This window comes from Cupriavidus sp. GW821-FHT07C08, assembly GCF_059419025.1.
On the sequence record NZ_JBWKQZ010000028.1, the window covers coordinates 87273 to 101979 of the forward strand.

Below are 14707 nucleotides of genomic sequence, written 5' to 3' on the forward strand. Positions count from 1 at the left end.
GTTACAAGGGGGAGTTGCTATGCATTGGTTCAATCAACTGCGCGTCACGACCAGGCTGGTTGCCGGATTCCTGGTCGTTGCCGTGATCGGCGCCGTGATGGGGCTGCTGGGTGTGGTCAACATGGGGCGCATGGCCGACTGGACCGGCAAGATCTACAACGGCGACCTGCAGGCGCTGAAGGCTGTGCAGGACGCCAATATCAACCTGGTCTATGCCAGCCGCGCGCAGATCGCGCTGCTGTCGGCATCGACCATGGGCGAGCGTTCGGCCGAGAAGGAGCAGATCGTGAAGTCGCTCGGCGCGATGGACGAACGCATCCGCCAGGTCGCGGGCGTTTTCGACAAGCCTGAGGGCAAGGCACTGGTCAAGCAGTACCAGGAGCTGTCGCCGGCCTTCCGCGCGCGCATGGAGAAGTACGTCGAACTGGTCAGCAAGCAGCCGCTGGATACCTCGCAATTTGAAAGCCAGGTGTTCTCCGAGAGCGCCGACCTGCTCAAGGACAGCCATGCGCTGGAAGCGGTGATGTTCCAGATGGTCAAGCGCCGCGACGACCGCGCCCGCAACAACATGGAAGAAGCGCGCAGCGTCTACAACGCCTCCCGCCTGTGGATGCTGGGCCTGGTGCTGGGCGGCCTGGCGCTGTCGGTGCTGCTGGGCGTGCTGCTGGCGCGGGCGCTGTCGCGCCAGCTGGGCGGCGAGCCGGCCTATGCGGCCGCGATTGCCGCGCGCATTGCCGAAGGCGACTTCTCCTCGCCGGTGACCACGCGCGCAGGTGACAAGAGCAGCCTGGTCTATGCGATGCAGCAGATGCAGCAGCAGCTGTCGCGCATGGTGCGCGATTTCAAGGTCTCGGCCGAATCCATCGGCAGCGCCTCGCGGGAAATCGCCGCGGGCAACAACGACCTGTCGCAACGCACCGAGCAACAGGCGGCGGCGCTGGAGCAGACGGCGTCGAGCATGGAAGAGCTGACCAGCACGGTGCGCCAGAACGCGGACAACGCGCGCCAGGCCAGCGGGCTGGCGGCGAATGCGTCGGAGACGGCGCTGCGCGGCGGCGAAGTGGTGGGCCGGGTGGTGCAGACCATGGACGAGATCAACGATGCGTCGAAGAAGATCGTCGACATCATCGGCGTGATCGAAGGCATCGCCTTCCAGACCAACATCCTGGCGCTGAACGCGGCGGTGGAAGCGGCGCGCGCCGGCGAGCAGGGCCGCGGCTTCGCGGTGGTGGCGGGCGAGGTGCGCAGCCTGGCGCAGCGCAGCGCCAACGCAGCCAAGGAGATCAAGGGGCTGATCGGCGATACGGTGGAGCGCGTGGACAACGGCTCGGCGCTGGTGGGCCAGGCGGGCAAGACCATGGACGAGATCGTGCAGGCGGTCAAGCGCGTGACCGACATCATGGGCGAGATCAGCGCGGCGTCGGCCGAGCAGAGCGCGGGCATCGAACAGGTCAACCAGGCCGTGGCGCAGATGGATGAAGGCACGCAGCAGAACGCGGCACTGGTGGAAGAAGCCGCCGCCGCCGCGGGCTCGCTCGAAGAGCAGGCCGGCCGGCTGCAGGCAGCCGTGGCGACGTTCCGCCTGGCGGCTGAGGATGACCGCGCGGGTTCGTTCGTGGCCCAGTCCCTGCCTGCGGCGACGGCGGTGCCGGCCAGGGCGTCTCGTGCCGCCGGCGCGGTGCGCGCCATCCCTGCCGGCAAGCGGGTCGCCAAGGCCCTGCCTGCCAGCACGAAGGCCGCGGCTGTGGCTGCGGCGGACCATGCCGCCGCACCCGGGGCGGCTGATGCTGTCGCCGCGCAGCCGGCGCGGCTGGTGGCAGGCAGGACCGCGCGGCCCGTGCTGGCAGCCGCCGACAACGGCGACTGGAGCGCGTTCTGATCCCCAATGGCAACGGGCCGCGCGGCGGCCCGGATGGCAAGGCTATGACGACCGAGATCAACCTGGCCCTGCCGCATGACGATGCGGCCCGGCTGCGCAAGGAATTCGAGCAGTTCGTCGGGGTCTCGACCGGCCTGGACCGCGAGTTCCTGCCGCCCGATTTCCAGGAGTTCCTGCGCGCGCGGCTGCTGCAGCATGACGGCCCGCTCACCGAGCGCGCGGTCTCGCGGCTGCTGTCCGGCGGTGAATACGGCTGGGCCCGCCGCGTGTTCGACAAGCAGTTGCCCAATGCGCTGGCGGCGCTGATGCGCGATGCCCAGCGCTTTGGCTTCGGGTTGGCAGTGCAGCCCGACTGGACGCCGGACCAGCGCCTGGCGCATGCGCGCGAATGGGCGGCGCAGGTGCTGTCGGAATGCGGCGCCGATGCGGCCTTCACCGAGACGCTCGCCACGCAGGTGGCGGCTTCGGCGGAAGACGTGCGGGTGCTGGAAGAGCGCATGCGCACGCCCGCATGGCGCCTGGCCGAAAGCCTGCGCCAGCGCGCCTATGACCTGATGTACGCGCTGCAGACCGAAGACAGCGAAGCCGCGGGCCGCGCCCGCGTGGGCGAGCTGCGCGGCATGCTGGGCCTGGCCCTGGAATACGGCTCAGTGCGGCCGGAAGAAGCCTCGCGCGTGCTGGAGCAGGTGGAGCGCATGCGCCCGGCGCTGTTCCGCGAAGCGCCCGACGATGTGTTCGCCCGGCTGGCGGCGTGGCTGCGGCGCATGTTCGGGCACTGAGGGCGCGGTGGGCATCCGGCGCGCTGCATCCGGCCACGAATCTCGTACTGGGATGACGGACTGTGCTTGCGCGCTGAGCGCAATACGCGCCACTCGTCAATAGAGGATTCCAGCAGGCTACCGAGGGCGCTGGTCGGGCGTTTGCAGATATGACGTTTGCGTGTCTGGCTTGCGCCAGATCAAGTGTCAGAGATGTGACATGTTACAAAATGTGCGCGCTCATGTATGTTTCATGCGACATTTGGTTTCCCCCCCGCGTAAGTAGGGATTGGCATTGCGGGTCGATTGCCGATATAAACGTAACAGTCCCACTTACACTCTGTAACACTTGTAACGGGGTTGATTACAGTTGGACACGGGCGTAGTTCCTTCAGTCGTACGTTGTACCCGCCCAGCCGCATACAAACGATCTGGTCGCCGGGCCCGCGAGGGCACCGGTAAGCGCCGGACAAGCGGCTACGGCGGGTTTTTGGTAGCGGGGATAAATTGGAAAGCAGTGAAGTTCTCCAGGAGATCAGGGAGGTTAACCTCGCCTATCTGCTGCTCGCGCAACGCCTGGTGCGCGAAAACCAGGTCGAAGCCATGTTCCGGCTCGGGGTCAGCAAGGAAATCGCGGATATTCTTGCCAAGCTGACTTCCGCGCAACTCGTCAAGCTGGCGGCATCCAACATGGTGCTGTGCAGGTTCCGCTTCGACGACCATGCGCTTCTGTCCACTCTCACCCACACGGCCAAGAGCCATGACATGCAGCAGATCCACGCCGCGATCCTGCTTGCACGCCAGCCTGTGGAGTCGCTCAATTGACCGCGCTCCTGCAGGCCGAGCCGACCCGGAGTTACACGGCCACCTCCGTTCCCAGCCGCAAGAGCGTGCTCCAGGATGCCAACCAGACCCAGCTTGCGATCGAGCTGATCGGCCTGGGTGCGCGCCTGCAGGTGCTTGAAGCCGAGACCACGCTGTCGCGTGACCGGCTCATCCGCCTGTACAAGGAACTGCGCGGCGTCTCACCCCCCAAGGGCATGCTTCCCTTTTCGACGGACTGGTTCACCACCTGGCTGCCGAATATCCACTCGTCGCTGTTCTTCTCTGCCTACCAGTTCATGGTGCAGGAGGGCGAGACCGTGGGCATTCGCGCGGTGGTGGCTGCCTACCGCCTGTACCTTGAGCATGTTTCGCTGCTCGGCGGCGAAATTGTCTTAAGTTTCACGCGTGCCTGGACGTTAGTACGGTTCTTCGAGAGCAATATGCTGCAGCTGTCCCGGTGCACGTGTTGCGGCGGGCAGTTTGTCACGCACGCGTATGAGCCGCACGCGAATTTTGTGTGCAGCCTGTGCCGTCCGCCGTCACGCGCAGGGAAAGTGAAGAAGCTCTCGAAAGACGCCGCCGCCGTGCAGACCAACACCTGATCCTGGTCAAGGTCCGCCGGCTGGCAAGCTTGCTGCGCTGGCGGACGGATTCTCTCCGTGCGCCCGTGCAACGGGCAAATGAGCGTGGCTGACGCGCGTTTTTAGACGGGGATCCGATCGTGCTAGTAGTTCTTGGCTATGTCGTCGTGGTTGTGGCGGTGCTTGGCGGTTACGCCATGACCGGCGGCCACATGGGCGCGCTATATCAACCGGCGGAATTTGTGATCATCGGGGGCGCCGCCTTCGGCGCCTTCATCGCCACCAATACAGCAAAGGCCATCAAGGCCACCGCCAGGGCCCTGCCGGGCCTGTTCAAGAGTTCCAAGTACAAGAAGGAGCTGTACCTGGACGTCATGTCGCTGCTGTACGTGCTGCTGTCCAAGGCACGGCGCGAGGGCATCCTGTTCCTGGAAAAGGAAATCGCGGACCCCGCCGCCAGCAGCGTCTTCAGCCAGTACCCGCGCATCCTGTCGGATCCGGTGGTGATGGAATTCCTCACCGACTACCTGCGCATGATGGTCAACGGCAACATGAACGCCTTCGAGATCGAGGCCCTGATGGACCACGAGATCGAGACCTTCCGCCACGAGGCCGAGATCCCCGCCCATGCGCTGTCGCGCGTCGGCGACGCGCTGCCCGCCTTCGGCATCGTTGCCGCGGTGATGGGCGTGGTGCATGCGCTGGGTTCGGCCGACCTGCCGCCGGCCGAGCTGGGCGCGCTGATCGCGCACGCCATGGTCGGCACCTTCCTGGGCATCCTGCTGGCCTATGGCTTTGTCTCGCCGCTGGCCGCGCGCATCGAGCTGCAGGTGTCCGAGAACGTCAAGGTCTACGAATGCATCAAGGTGGTGCTGCTGGCCTCGCTCAACGGCTACGCGCCGCTGGTGGCGGTGGAATTCGGCCGCAAGGTGCTGTACTCCACGGTGCGGCCGTCGTTCCTTGAGCTCGACGACCACGTGCGTGAAGTCAAGAGCCTGAATTAAGGCGCGCAAGCAGCAAGGGGCACCGTCATGAGCAGCGCACACGATATGCGTCCGATCATCGTCCGCCGGGCGAAATCGCACGCCAGGCCGCACGGCAACCACAGCTGGAAGATCGCCTACGCCGATTTCATGACGGCGATGATGGCGCTGTTCCTGGTGCTGTGGCTGCTCTCCAGCGCCAACAAGAAGACGCTGGAAGGCATTGCCGAGTACTTCCGCATGCCGCTCAAGGTGGCCGTCGTCGGCGGCGAGAAGAGCAGCCAGACGCCCAGCGTGATCCCGGGCGGCGGCCAGGACGCGCTGCGCAAGGACGGCGAGACCCTGCGCGCGCGCACCAACGAACCCAGCGACGAGCAGCGGCGCAACGAGCAGCAGGAAGCGCAGCGCCTGCGCGCGCTCAAGCAGCGCCTTGAGCAGATCATTGAGAACAACCCGATGCTGCGCCAGTTCCGGCCGCAGCTGCTGCTGGACATCACCAGCGAGGGGCTGCGCATCCAGATCCTGGATACGCAGAACCGGCCGATGTTCCGCACCGGCAGCGCCACGGTCGAGACCTATATGCGCACCATCCTGCGCGAGATCGGGCCGGTGCTGAACGAGCTGCCCAACAAGGTCAGCCTGTCGGGCCATACCGATGCGGCCAACTATTCCAACGGCGAGCGCACCTACAGCAACTGGGAGCTGTCGGGCGACCGCGCCAACGCTTCGCGCCGCGAGCTGATCGCCGGCGGCATGCAGGAGGGCAAGGTGCTGCGCGTGCTGGGCCTGGCCGCGACCATGCCGCTGGACAAGGAAGACCTGCTGGCGCCGGTGAACCGGCGCATCAGCATCGTGGTGCTCAACCACAAGGCCCAGGCGCGCTTCGAGGCCGAGAACGCCAGCGCCGCCGAGGTCTCGGTTGCGGCGCAGGCCGGCAAGGCTGCGCAGGAGATGCAGGCGGGGCTGGCAGCGGCCTCCGCGCCCGCGCCTGCGCCCACGGGCAGCAAACCATGACGCGCAGCCGCTGCGGCAGCGCCAGTGCAGTAACCAAGTGACTCAGGACGCCATGTCTGTCGATATCGATATCACACAGTTTTACCAGACCTTCTTCGAGGAAGCGGAAGAACTGCTCGTCGAAATGGAGCAGCTGCTGCTCGGCCTGGACATTGAGTCGCCCGATCCCGAGCATCTGAACGCGATCTTCCGGGCGGCGCACTCCATCAAGGGCGGGGCCGCCACCTTCGGCTTCGCGGCGCTGACCGAGACCACCCATATTTTCGAGAACCTGCTGGACCGCACGCGCCGGCAGGAACTGGCGTTGACCAGGACCATCATCGACACCTTTCTGGAAACCAAGGACGTGTTGCAAGACCAGCTCAACGCCTACCGCAACGGCACCGAACCCGATCCGGAAACGCTGGCGCGCATCTGCGCCGTGCTGCAACAGCTGGCGCAGGAAGCCGCTGGGGCCGGCGCAGCTGCCCCGGCCCCGGCGCCCGCACCTGTTGCAGCAACGACCCCCGCTGCCGCTGCCACGGGCGGCGGGCTCAAGATCCGACTGATCCGGGTTTCCGCCTCTGACCAGGCGCTGCTGCGCGAGGAACTGGCCAACCTGGGCGAGATCACCGGCCAGCAGGAGGCGAATGGCGAACTGGTGGTGTGGCTCAACACCCAGTGCAGCGCCGACGACATCATCGCGGTGTGCTGCTTCGTGATCGACCTGGACCAGATCGTGATCGAAGCCGAAGCCCCTGCCGCTGCCCCCGCGGTGGTCGAGGCGCCGGTCCCGGCGCCCGTCCCGGCCGCGGCGGCCCCCGCAGCAGCGGCGGCAGCGCCCGCCGCCGCGCGCGAGAAGGCCAAGCCGCAGGCGGGCGCCGCGCACGGCGAAGGCTCGATCCGCGTGCCGACCGAAAAGGTCGACCAGATCATCAACCTGGTGGGCGAGCTGGTGATCACGCAGTCGATGCTGGCGCAGACTGCCTCTGCGCTGGACCCGGTGCTGTTCGACCGCCTGTTCTCCGGCATGGGCCAGCTCGAGCGCAACGCGCGCGACCTGCAGGAAGCGGTGATGTCGATCCGCATGATGCCGATGGACTATGTGTTCTCGCGCTTCCCGCGGCTGGTGCGCGACCTGGCCAGCAAGCTCGGCAAGCAGATCGACCTGGTCACCGTCGGCAAGGCCACCGAACTGGACAAGAGCCTGATCGAACGCATCATCGATCCGCTCACGCACCTGGTGCGCAACAGCCTGGACCACGGCATCGAAACCCCGGACAAGCGCGTGGCTGCCGGCAAGGACGCGACCGGCCAGCTGATCCTGTCCGCGCAGCACCATGGCGGCAATATCGTCATTGAAGTCAGCGACGACGGCGGCGGCCTGAACCGCGAGCGCATCCTGGCCAAGGCCATCCAGAACGGCCTGCCGGTGTCCGAGACCATCACCGATGAAGAGGTCTGGCAGCTGATCTTCGCGCCGGGCTTTTCCACGGCCGAAGTCGTCACCGACGTGTCGGGCCGCGGCGTTGGCATGGACGTGGTCAAGCGCAATATCCAGGAGATGGGCGGCCACGTCCAGATCAGCTCGCGCCCGGGCCTGGGCACCACCATCCGCATCGTGCTGCCGCTGACGCTGGCGATCCTGGACGGCATGTCGGTCAAGGTCGGCGAAGAGACCTTCATCCTGCCGCTGAACTGCGTGATGGAGTCGCTGCAGCCCAAGGCCGAGGATGTCCACACCGCCGCCAACTCCGATCGCGTCATGCACGTGCGTGGCGAATACCTGCCGCTGCTTGAGATGCACCGCGTGTTCAACGTGGCCGGCGCGCTGCAGGAGCCAACGCAGGGCATCGCCGTGATCCTGCAGGCCGAAGGCAAGCGCTTTGCGCTGCTGGTGGACCAGCTCATCGGCCAGCACCAGGTGGTGCTGAAGAACCTGGAAACCAACTACCGCAAGGTGCCGTGCATCTCGGCGGCGACCATCCTTGGCGACGGCAGCGTGGCGCTGATCGTCGATGTCGGCGCGCTGCAGCGCACCGGCGTGCGCCGGCAGGAGCCGGCGCTGGCGCAGTAACCGACCAATCACAGGAGAACTAGACATCATGGCCGGCATCGGACACATCGATACCCCCGGAAGCGACGCTTCGGGCCAGGAGTTCCTGGTCTTCACGCTGGGGTCGGAGGAATACGGCATCGACATCCTCAAGGTGCAGGAGATCCGCAGCTACGAGACCGTGACCCGCATCTCCAGCGCGCCGGACTTCATCAAGGGCGTGACCAACCTGCGCGGCGTGATCGTGCCGATCGTCGACCTGCGCCTGAAGTTCCGCCTGGGCAACGTGCGCTACGACCACCAGACCGTGGTCATCATCCTGAACGTGGCCGGCCGCGTGGTCGGCATCGTGGTGGATGGCGTGTCCGACGTGCTGACGCTGACGGGCGATGCGATCAAGCCCGCGCCGGAGTTCGGCGTGTCGATCTCGACCGAGCACCTGACCGGGCTGGGCACCATCGACGGGCGCATGCTGGTGCTGATCGATATCGAACGCCTGATGACCAGCGCGGAGATGGCGCTGGTCGAGGCCGAGCTGGCCTGACGCAGCGCACGCACCACTGAAGCACATCCCATGACGCCGTTCCGCACCGCCGCCAGCGTTCCCGGCCAGACCGGGTCGGTCCTTGCGCCGGGCGCCATCCTGCGGCGCGACGACGCGCGCGACTTCCTGCTGACCGAACGCGATTTCGAGAAAATCCGCGCGCTGATCCACCGGCGCGCGGGCATCTCGCTGGGCAGCCACAAGCGCGAGATGGTCTACAGCCGCCTGGTGCGCCGGCTGCGCGCGCTGCAGCTGTCGGACTTCGCCTCATACCTGGCGCTGCTGGACGCGGACGACCGCTCGTCGGAGTGGGAGTTCTTCACCAATGCGCTGACCACCAACCTGACCTCGTTCTTCCGCGAGGCCCATCACTTTCCGCTGCTGGCCGAGCACGCCAAGAAGACCGGCCGCCCCTACAGCGTGTGGTGCTCGGCGGCCTCCACCGGCGAAGAGCCATACTCGATCGCCATCACGCTGGCGGAGGCGCTGGGCGACCGCGCAGGCACGGTGCTGGCCACTGACATCGACACCCAGGTGCTGGCCAAGGCCCGCGGCGGCGTGTATTCCGCGGAGCAGGTCGCGCGGCTGCCGCCGGAACGGCTCAAGCGCTTCTTCCTGAAGGGCACCGGGCCGCGCACCGGTTCGGTCAAGGTCAAGCCGGAGCTGGCCGCCACCATCGCGTTCGAGCCGCTGAACCTGCTCGCGCCCGACTGGGGCATGCGCGAGCAGTTCGACGCCATCTTCTGCCGCAACGTGATGATCTACTTCGACAAGCCGACCCAGGGACGCATCCTGGAGCGCTTCGTGCCGCTGCTCAAGCCGCACGGGCTGCTCTTTGCCGGCCACTCGGAGAACTTCTCATATGTCACGCGCGCATTCCAGCTGCGCGGGCAGACCGTTTATGAACTGGCGCCGGACGCGGCCAGGGCGGGAAGGCCGTGATGCGCACGCCCCATCTGCCCGAAGCGCTTGCCACGCGCACATATTTCGACCGCGAGTTCGGCAAGCAGGCCATCAAGCTGTTGCCCAACGAGTACTACGTGACCCGCGAGGACGTGGTGCTGACCACCGTGCTGGGCTCGTGCGTGGCGGCCTGCATCCGCGACGAGAGCGCCGGCGTGGGCGGCATGAACCACTTCATGCTGCCCGATGACGACGGCAGCGCCGACCGCATGCTGTCGGCGTCGATGCGCTACGGCAGCTATGCGCTGGAAGTGCTGATCAACGAACTGCTCAAGATGGGCGCGCGCCGCGAGCGGCTGGAGGCCAAGGTCTTCGGCGGCGGGGCGGTGCTGGCCAATATGACCACGCTGAATATCGGCGACCGCAACGCGGACTTTGTGCTGCGCTACCTGAAGACCGAGGAGATCCGCGTTGCAGCGCAGGACCTGCGCGGCCCGCATGCGCGCCGTGTCAGCTACTTCCCGGTCGGCGGGCTGGCGCTGGTGCGCCGCCTGACGCGGCAGGACGACCAGGTTTCAGTGGCGCGCGACGAGCGCGCACTGGCCCGCGCCATTGCCACCTCGGCCCGGGCGCCGGCGCAATCGCCTGAACTGTTTGCGCGGCAGTCCTTTGCGCGCCAGCTTCCCTGAAACCAATACAAGCACGATCAATCATGACTGCCGCCAAGATCAAGGTGCTCTGCGTGGACGATTCCGCGCTGATCCGCAGCCTGATGACGGAGATCATCAACAGCCAGCCCGACATGGAAGTGGTCGGCACCGCGCCCGACCCGCTGGTGGCGCGCGACCTGATCAAGCGCCTGAACCCGGATGTGCTGACACTGGACGTCGAAATGCCGCGCATGGACGGCCTGGACTTCCTGGAACGCCTGATGCGGCTGCGGCCGATGCCGGTGCTGATGGTGTCGTCGCTGACCGAACGCGGTTCCGAGATCACCATGCGTGCGCTGGAGCTGGGCGCGGTGGACTTTGTCACCAAGCCCAAGCTGGGCATCCGCGACGGGCTGCTGGAATACACCCACACCATCGCCGACAAGCTGCGCGCCGCGTCGCGCGCCCGCGTGCGCGCGGCCGCGCAGCCGGCCGCGCCGACAGCGGCCGGCACCGAGCCCGTGCCGATGCTGCGCAGCCCGCTGCTGTCGACCGAAAAGCTGATCATCCTGGGCGCTTCCACCGGCGGCACCGAGGCCATCAAGGAATTCCTGATGCCGCTGCCGCCCGACAGCCCGGCGGTGATGATCGTGCAGCATATGCCGGCCGGCTTTACACGCTCGTTCGCGCAGCGGCTGGATGGCCTGTGCCGCATCACGGTCAAGGAAGCCGTGCACGGCGAGCGCGTGCTGCCCGGCCATGCGTATATCGCGCCGGGCGATTCGCACCTGCTGCTGGCGCGCAGCGGCGCCAACTATGTCGCGCACCTGTCGCAGGAAGCGCCGGTCAACCGCCACCGCCCGTCGGTCGACGTGCTGTTCGATTCGGCCGCGCAGCATGGCGGCAAGAACGTGATCGGCGTGATCCTGACCGGCATGGGCAAGGACGGTGCGCGCGGCATGCTGCGCATGCGCGAGGCCGGTGCCTACAACCTGGCCCAGGACGAGCACACATGCATTGTGTTTGGCATGCCGAAGGAGGCGATCGCCACCGGCGGCGTGCATGAAGTCGTGCCCTTGCCGGCGATGACCCAGCGCGTGATGGCACGCCTGGCCACATACGGCACGCGCGCGCAGCGGGTGTAAACGAAATCGGGACGAGCGGGGTGCGCATGCCGGCGCGCAGCGCTCGTCCTGGCAACAAGCCAACACTGTATTTACTGGAGCCCTCAAAGTGGACAAGAGCATCAAGATCCTGGTCGTGGATGATTTCCCGACCATGCGCCGGATCATCCGCAACCTGCTCAAGGAGCTGGGTTTCGTCAACGTCGAGGAAGCCGAGGACGGCGCCGCCGGCCTGGAGAAGGCCAAGGACGGCAGCTTCCAGTTCGTGATCTCGGACTGGAACATGCCCAATATGGACGGCCTGACCATGCTGCAGGCGATCCGCGCCGACGCCAATATCGGCAAGATCCCGGTGCTGATGGTGACCGCCGAAGCCAAGAAGGAGAACATCATCGCCGCGGCCCAGGCCGGTGCCAACGGCTATGTGGTCAAGCCGTTCACGGCCGCCACGCTGGACGAGAAGATCACCAAGATCTTCGAGAAGCTCGGCGGCTGAGGCGGAGGCGCGTTTGTCATGACCCCGACCCTGAGCAATGATTCCGCCGAGCAACTGATCCTGCGCATCGGCAACCTGACGCGGATGCTGCGCGACAATATGCGCGAGCTCGGCCTGGACAAGGAGATCGAGCGCGCCGCGCAGGCCATCCCCGATGCGCGCGACCGGCTGAACTACATCGCCGCCATGACCGAGCAGGCCGCCGAGCGCACGCTCACCGCGGTCGAACTGGCGCAGCCAATCCAGTCCGGTATCGAGCAGCAGGCCGAAACCCTGGACAAGCGCTGGGACGCCTGGTTCGAGCAGCCGGTGGAACTGGCCGACGCCCGTTCGCTGGTGCTCGACACCCGCGCCTTCCTGTCCGAGGTGCCCGCCCAGGCCCGCGCCACCAACAGCCATCTGCTCGACATCATGATGGCGCAGGACTTCCAGGACCTGACCGGCCAGGTCATCAAGAAGATGATGGACATGATCCGCGCGCTGGAGCAGGAGCTGCTGCAGGTGCTGATCGACAACGTGCCGTCTGAGCGCCGCGTGGAAGCGCAGGCGCCGTCGACGCTGATGAACGGGCCACAGGTGAATCCGGAGGGCAAGCCTGACGTGGTGTCGGACCAGGCGCAGGTGGACGATTTGTTGGCGAGTCTGGGGTTCTGACGTCCCGTTTGGGCTCGCTTTTAAGAGTTTGCCCATACTCGCACTTGCAGCCTCTCTTCATACTGGACTCGTCGCTGCGCCGTGGCGACCGGGTTTAGCAGCCTGAGTGAGAAAGTTAGCCGACCGCCTTCTGGCGGTATCCTTACATCCGCCGTGTCTGCGCACGCCTCTTCCATGGGCGGGCCATGGCGGGGGAGCCCTCGGGCTCGCCGGCTCCTTCTCACCGGTCTGCTAACCCTGCCTTGCGCCCGCCCGCCCCGATTAGCAGCGGGGTAGCGGGACTCAACCTGTGTGAGAAGGAGGTAGTTCCATGTATCAGTCTTTGCTCGCCCGTTCCGGGCGATTGGTAATCTCTGGCGCTTTCACGCTGCATCAGCGCCCGCAGACCTCGCATGCGGAGGTGTGCCATGTTTAGCCATAGTCATCACGGTATTACAGCGGAACACAATGGTGCCGACATGCTCGTGACCGCCCACAGTCCGGGCGAGAATCCGCTGAGCCTTGCTGTGCAACGTGCGGCGCAGCTTCATGGGCTTCTGCTCATGGCTAGCGATCATGGTGCCTCGAGTCTGGAGCCGGTGGATCTGGAGCAGGGGACGTGGGAGAGCTTGCTTTCCCTCGCGGCCTGGCTGGCGCATGAGACGCAGGTGTTGAGTGAGCTGGCCATGCTGCAGGGTCAGGCATTGCAGACTGACTGACGTTGGGCGGGGTGCGCAGCCGTGCAATCGGCTGCCGCCTCATTCTGGGAGCAAGGTCGAGTTGATCTTCGGCCAGACGCTGACGGGCGACTTGTTGACGAGGTCGGGGTTCTGAGGCGCTATCCGGCCAGAACGATAGCAGGTGAGCGCCCATAGGAAAGACCGCTGTCACGGGCACGTTTGCTGGTGGGCGTCAGATGGGAAAACGGAGGCCGGCTATTGCCAGCCGTCCTGGCTACTCTCCCGAAAAGGGAAGTTCATCGCCGGTCTGTTCGGGGAATGAGGGTCGCAGAACGACCCGAAGCGGCCAACGGCGTCCAGCGGAAGCGGACAGCCGTACCGCAGACTGGCAGCGATCTGCGCGTACCACACAATGTGCGCGCTATTTGCCACGAGGCAGATTTACAGAGAACACCGTTTCTGTTGCGTCGGATCGCGCATCGATTTCGCCCCCGTGTGCCCTGGCAATCTCGCGCGCGATATACAGTCCGAGCCCCAGACTGTTGTCGGTATTTGTGCCTTGATGGTTCGGGCCGCGCTGGAGTGGATTAAAAATGAGGTCGAGGGTCGACCGCTCAATGGCGGTGCCGGTATTCCTCACTTTCAGTAGGACTTCCGCGCCCTCGTCGGTCACTGTCACACATACAGGCGCGTCTTGCGCTCCGTACTTGATCGCATTTAGTACCAGATTGCCCAACAACTGCTGGAGACGTGGGCCATCCCAGACACCCATGCAGTCACCGACCACGTCCAGATCAATCTGACGGTCCGGATGTACTACCCGCAACTGGTCCAGCGTATCGGCAAACAACTGGGCCAGATTGATATCGGTTGGCGCGATATTGATACCCAAACCGAGCCTGGTTCGATTGAAATCAACCATATCGTCCAGCAGCGCCTGCATGCGAGCGCCGCTTCTGATCAAGCGGGACGCGGCTCCCGACACTTTTTCGCCGGCGTTCAGCGCCGCCAGATACGACGCTGTAATCTGGATGGTCTGGAGCGGACTGCGCATGTCATGCCCCAACATTCCGAGGAACAGATTACGGGCCAAGTCTACCTGCATGCTGAAAAAGTCTACCGATTCGGCGATTGCCTGATCGATGGCCTCGTTGAAACGGATCATGTCATCCTCGTGATGACTGTCGGGCGCGCACTCGTCCAGCCACAGTCGGAGTACGCTCGCGCGCAGGGCACGGTATTCGGCAACCATCTGGTTGATATCGAAGCCGCTTCGCGCGCGCAGAAGGGCGTGCATCTGGGCGGCTGTCTCAGGGGCTCCGGCCAGTTTGGGCGCGTGCCCCGTGGACTTTTCAAATTGTTCCTTCCTGCTTTGGGAACTAGACAGATCCTTTGCCACCGCCACCAGAATCTGCTGCGCATGGTCCCGTAAAGCCAGCGATCTCATATCTGCCGCTGCCGGCAACAGGGTGCGCGCAAAGTCCTCCCATTGCGACAGAATGGCATCCATATGGTCGAGGATAAAGTCGGCTAATCGCATGTCTGCTCCCGAAGGAAGGAAAATGCGTCGCATAACGCATTTTTTCGGAATCCATGCCTGGC

Annotated in this window: 15 protein-coding genes; 14 read left to right on the forward strand and 1 reads right to left on the reverse strand. The window is 65.4% G+C overall.

Translation table 11 applies throughout. The features are described from left to right. Nucleotides 1-19 precede the first annotated feature (19 nt). The 14 genes from AC07UK_RS28740 (at nucleotide 20) to AC07UK_RS28805 (ending at nucleotide 13144) form a co-directional block, all read left to right on the forward strand. On the forward strand, nucleotides 20-1879 hold the full coding sequence (locus AC07UK_RS28740) for a methyl-accepting chemotaxis protein (protein ID WP_494686974.1): 1860 nt from the start codon (nucleotides 20-22) through the stop codon (nucleotides 1877-1879). A gap of 44 nt (nucleotides 1880-1923) precedes the next feature. Further along, entirely contained in the window at nucleotides 1924-2658 is a 735-nt protein-coding gene (locus AC07UK_RS28745; RefSeq protein ID WP_436224358.1) for a DUF4088 domain-containing protein, read from the forward strand. 486 nt (nucleotides 2659-3144) lie between these two features. Beyond that, nucleotides 3145-3462, forward strand: coding sequence for a flagellar transcriptional regulator FlhD (flhD, locus tag AC07UK_RS28750; RefSeq protein WP_010812713.1), 318 nt, complete (start codon nucleotides 3145-3147; stop codon nucleotides 3460-3462). Continuing rightward, complete coding sequence (gene flhC, locus AC07UK_RS28755; protein ID WP_013951937.1) at nucleotides 3459-4064, forward strand: flagellar transcriptional regulator FlhC; 606 nt, start codon at nucleotides 3459-3461, stop codon at nucleotides 4062-4064. Before flhD ends, flhC begins: the two co-directional genes overlap by 4 nt. A 119-nt stretch (nucleotides 4065-4183) precedes the next feature. Then, a complete protein-coding gene (motA, locus tag AC07UK_RS28760; protein ID WP_013951938.1) occupies nucleotides 4184-5047 on the forward strand; it encodes a flagellar motor stator protein MotA in 864 nt (287 codons plus the stop codon). Between the two features lie 27 nt (nucleotides 5048-5074). After that, complete coding sequence (motB, locus tag AC07UK_RS28765; RefSeq protein ID WP_436224357.1) at nucleotides 5075-6040, forward strand: flagellar motor protein MotB; 966 nt, start codon at nucleotides 5075-5077, stop codon at nucleotides 6038-6040. Nucleotides 6041-6092: 52 nt separating this feature from the next. Next, nucleotides 6093-8096, forward strand: a complete 2004-nt coding sequence (cheA, locus tag AC07UK_RS28770; protein ID WP_436224356.1) for a chemotaxis protein CheA — start codon at nucleotides 6093-6095, stop codon at nucleotides 8094-8096. Between the two features lie 28 nt (nucleotides 8097-8124). Next, nucleotides 8125-8619 (forward strand): chemotaxis protein CheW, encoded by a 495-nt coding sequence (locus AC07UK_RS28775; protein ID WP_010812708.1) that lies wholly within the window; start codon nucleotides 8125-8127, stop codon nucleotides 8617-8619. Between the two features lie 30 nt (nucleotides 8620-8649). Beyond that, on the forward strand, nucleotides 8650-9561 hold the full coding sequence (locus AC07UK_RS28780; RefSeq protein ID WP_436224355.1) for a CheR family methyltransferase: 912 nt from the start codon (nucleotides 8650-8652) through the stop codon (nucleotides 9559-9561). Continuing rightward, nucleotides 9561-10211, forward strand: coding sequence for a chemoreceptor glutamine deamidase CheD (gene cheD, locus AC07UK_RS28785; RefSeq protein WP_013951942.1), 651 nt, complete (start codon nucleotides 9561-9563; stop codon nucleotides 10209-10211). The genes AC07UK_RS28780 and cheD overlap by 1 nt, the downstream gene beginning before the upstream one ends. Nucleotides 10212-10234: 23 nt before the next feature. Continuing rightward, entirely contained in the window at nucleotides 10235-11317 is a 1083-nt protein-coding gene (locus tag AC07UK_RS28790; RefSeq protein WP_436224354.1) for a protein-glutamate methylesterase/protein-glutamine glutaminase, read from the forward strand. A gap of 88 nt (nucleotides 11318-11405) precedes the next feature. Then, nucleotides 11406-11792: a chemotaxis response regulator CheY gene (gene cheY / locus AC07UK_RS28795; protein WP_011616433.1), complete on the forward strand. Its 387-nt coding sequence runs from the start codon at nucleotides 11406-11408 to the stop codon at nucleotides 11790-11792. An 18-nt stretch (nucleotides 11793-11810) separates the two neighbouring features. Further along, the gene (gene cheZ, locus AC07UK_RS28800; protein WP_114134182.1) at nucleotides 11811-12446 is read left to right on the forward strand and encodes a protein phosphatase CheZ; all 636 of its coding nucleotides are present in this window, start codon (nucleotides 11811-11813) and stop codon (nucleotides 12444-12446) included. A gap of 407 nt (nucleotides 12447-12853) precedes the next feature. Beyond that, nucleotides 12854-13144 (forward strand): hypothetical protein, encoded by a 291-nt coding sequence (locus AC07UK_RS28805; RefSeq protein ID WP_436224353.1) that lies wholly within the window; start codon nucleotides 12854-12856, stop codon nucleotides 13142-13144. A gap of 382 nt (nucleotides 13145-13526) precedes the next feature. Here the strand turns inward: AC07UK_RS28805 and AC07UK_RS28810 are convergent, their stop codons facing one another. Continuing rightward, the gene (locus tag AC07UK_RS28810) at nucleotides 13527-14645 is read right to left on the reverse strand and encodes an ATP-binding protein (RefSeq protein WP_436224352.1); all 1119 of its coding nucleotides are present in this window, start codon (nucleotides 14643-14645) and stop codon (nucleotides 13527-13529) included. Nucleotides 14646-14707 lie beyond the last annotated feature (62 nt).

What these genes read in the sequence shown, in the direction of transcription:
- motB (WP_436224357.1), top strand. Translation starts at nt 5,075, where the DNA reads ATGAGCAGCGCACACGATATGCGTCCGATCATCGTCCGCCGGGCGAAA.
- AC07UK_RS28790 (WP_436224354.1), top strand. Translation starts at nt 10,235, where the DNA reads ATGACTGCCGCCAAGATCAAGGTGCTCTGCGTGGACGATTCCGCGCTG.
- cheA (WP_436224356.1), top strand. Translation starts at nt 6,093, where the DNA reads ATGTCTGTCGATATCGATATCACACAGTTTTACCAGACCTTCTTCGAG.
- AC07UK_RS28780 (WP_436224355.1), top strand. Translation starts at nt 8,650, where the DNA reads ATGACGCCGTTCCGCACCGCCGCCAGCGTTCCCGGCCAGACCGGGTCG.
- AC07UK_RS28805 (WP_436224353.1), top strand. Translation starts at nt 12,854, where the DNA reads ATGTTTAGCCATAGTCATCACGGTATTACAGCGGAACACAATGGTGCC.
- cheZ (WP_114134182.1), top strand. Translation starts at nt 11,811, where the DNA reads ATGACCCCGACCCTGAGCAATGATTCCGCCGAGCAACTGATCCTGCGC.
- AC07UK_RS28775 (WP_010812708.1), top strand. Translation starts at nt 8,125, where the DNA reads ATGGCCGGCATCGGACACATCGATACCCCCGGAAGCGACGCTTCGGGC.
- AC07UK_RS28740 (WP_494686974.1), top strand. Translation starts at nt 20, where the DNA reads ATGCATTGGTTCAATCAACTGCGCGTCACGACCAGGCTGGTTGCCGGA.
- AC07UK_RS28810 (WP_436224352.1), bottom strand. Translation starts at nt 14,645, where the DNA reads ATGCGATTAGCCGACTTTATCCTCGACCATATGGATGCCATTCTGTCG.
- cheD (WP_013951942.1), top strand. Translation starts at nt 9,561, where the DNA reads ATGCGCACGCCCCATCTGCCCGAAGCGCTTGCCACGCGCACATATTTC.
- AC07UK_RS28745 (WP_436224358.1), top strand. Translation starts at nt 1,924, where the DNA reads ATGACGACCGAGATCAACCTGGCCCTGCCGCATGACGATGCGGCCCGG.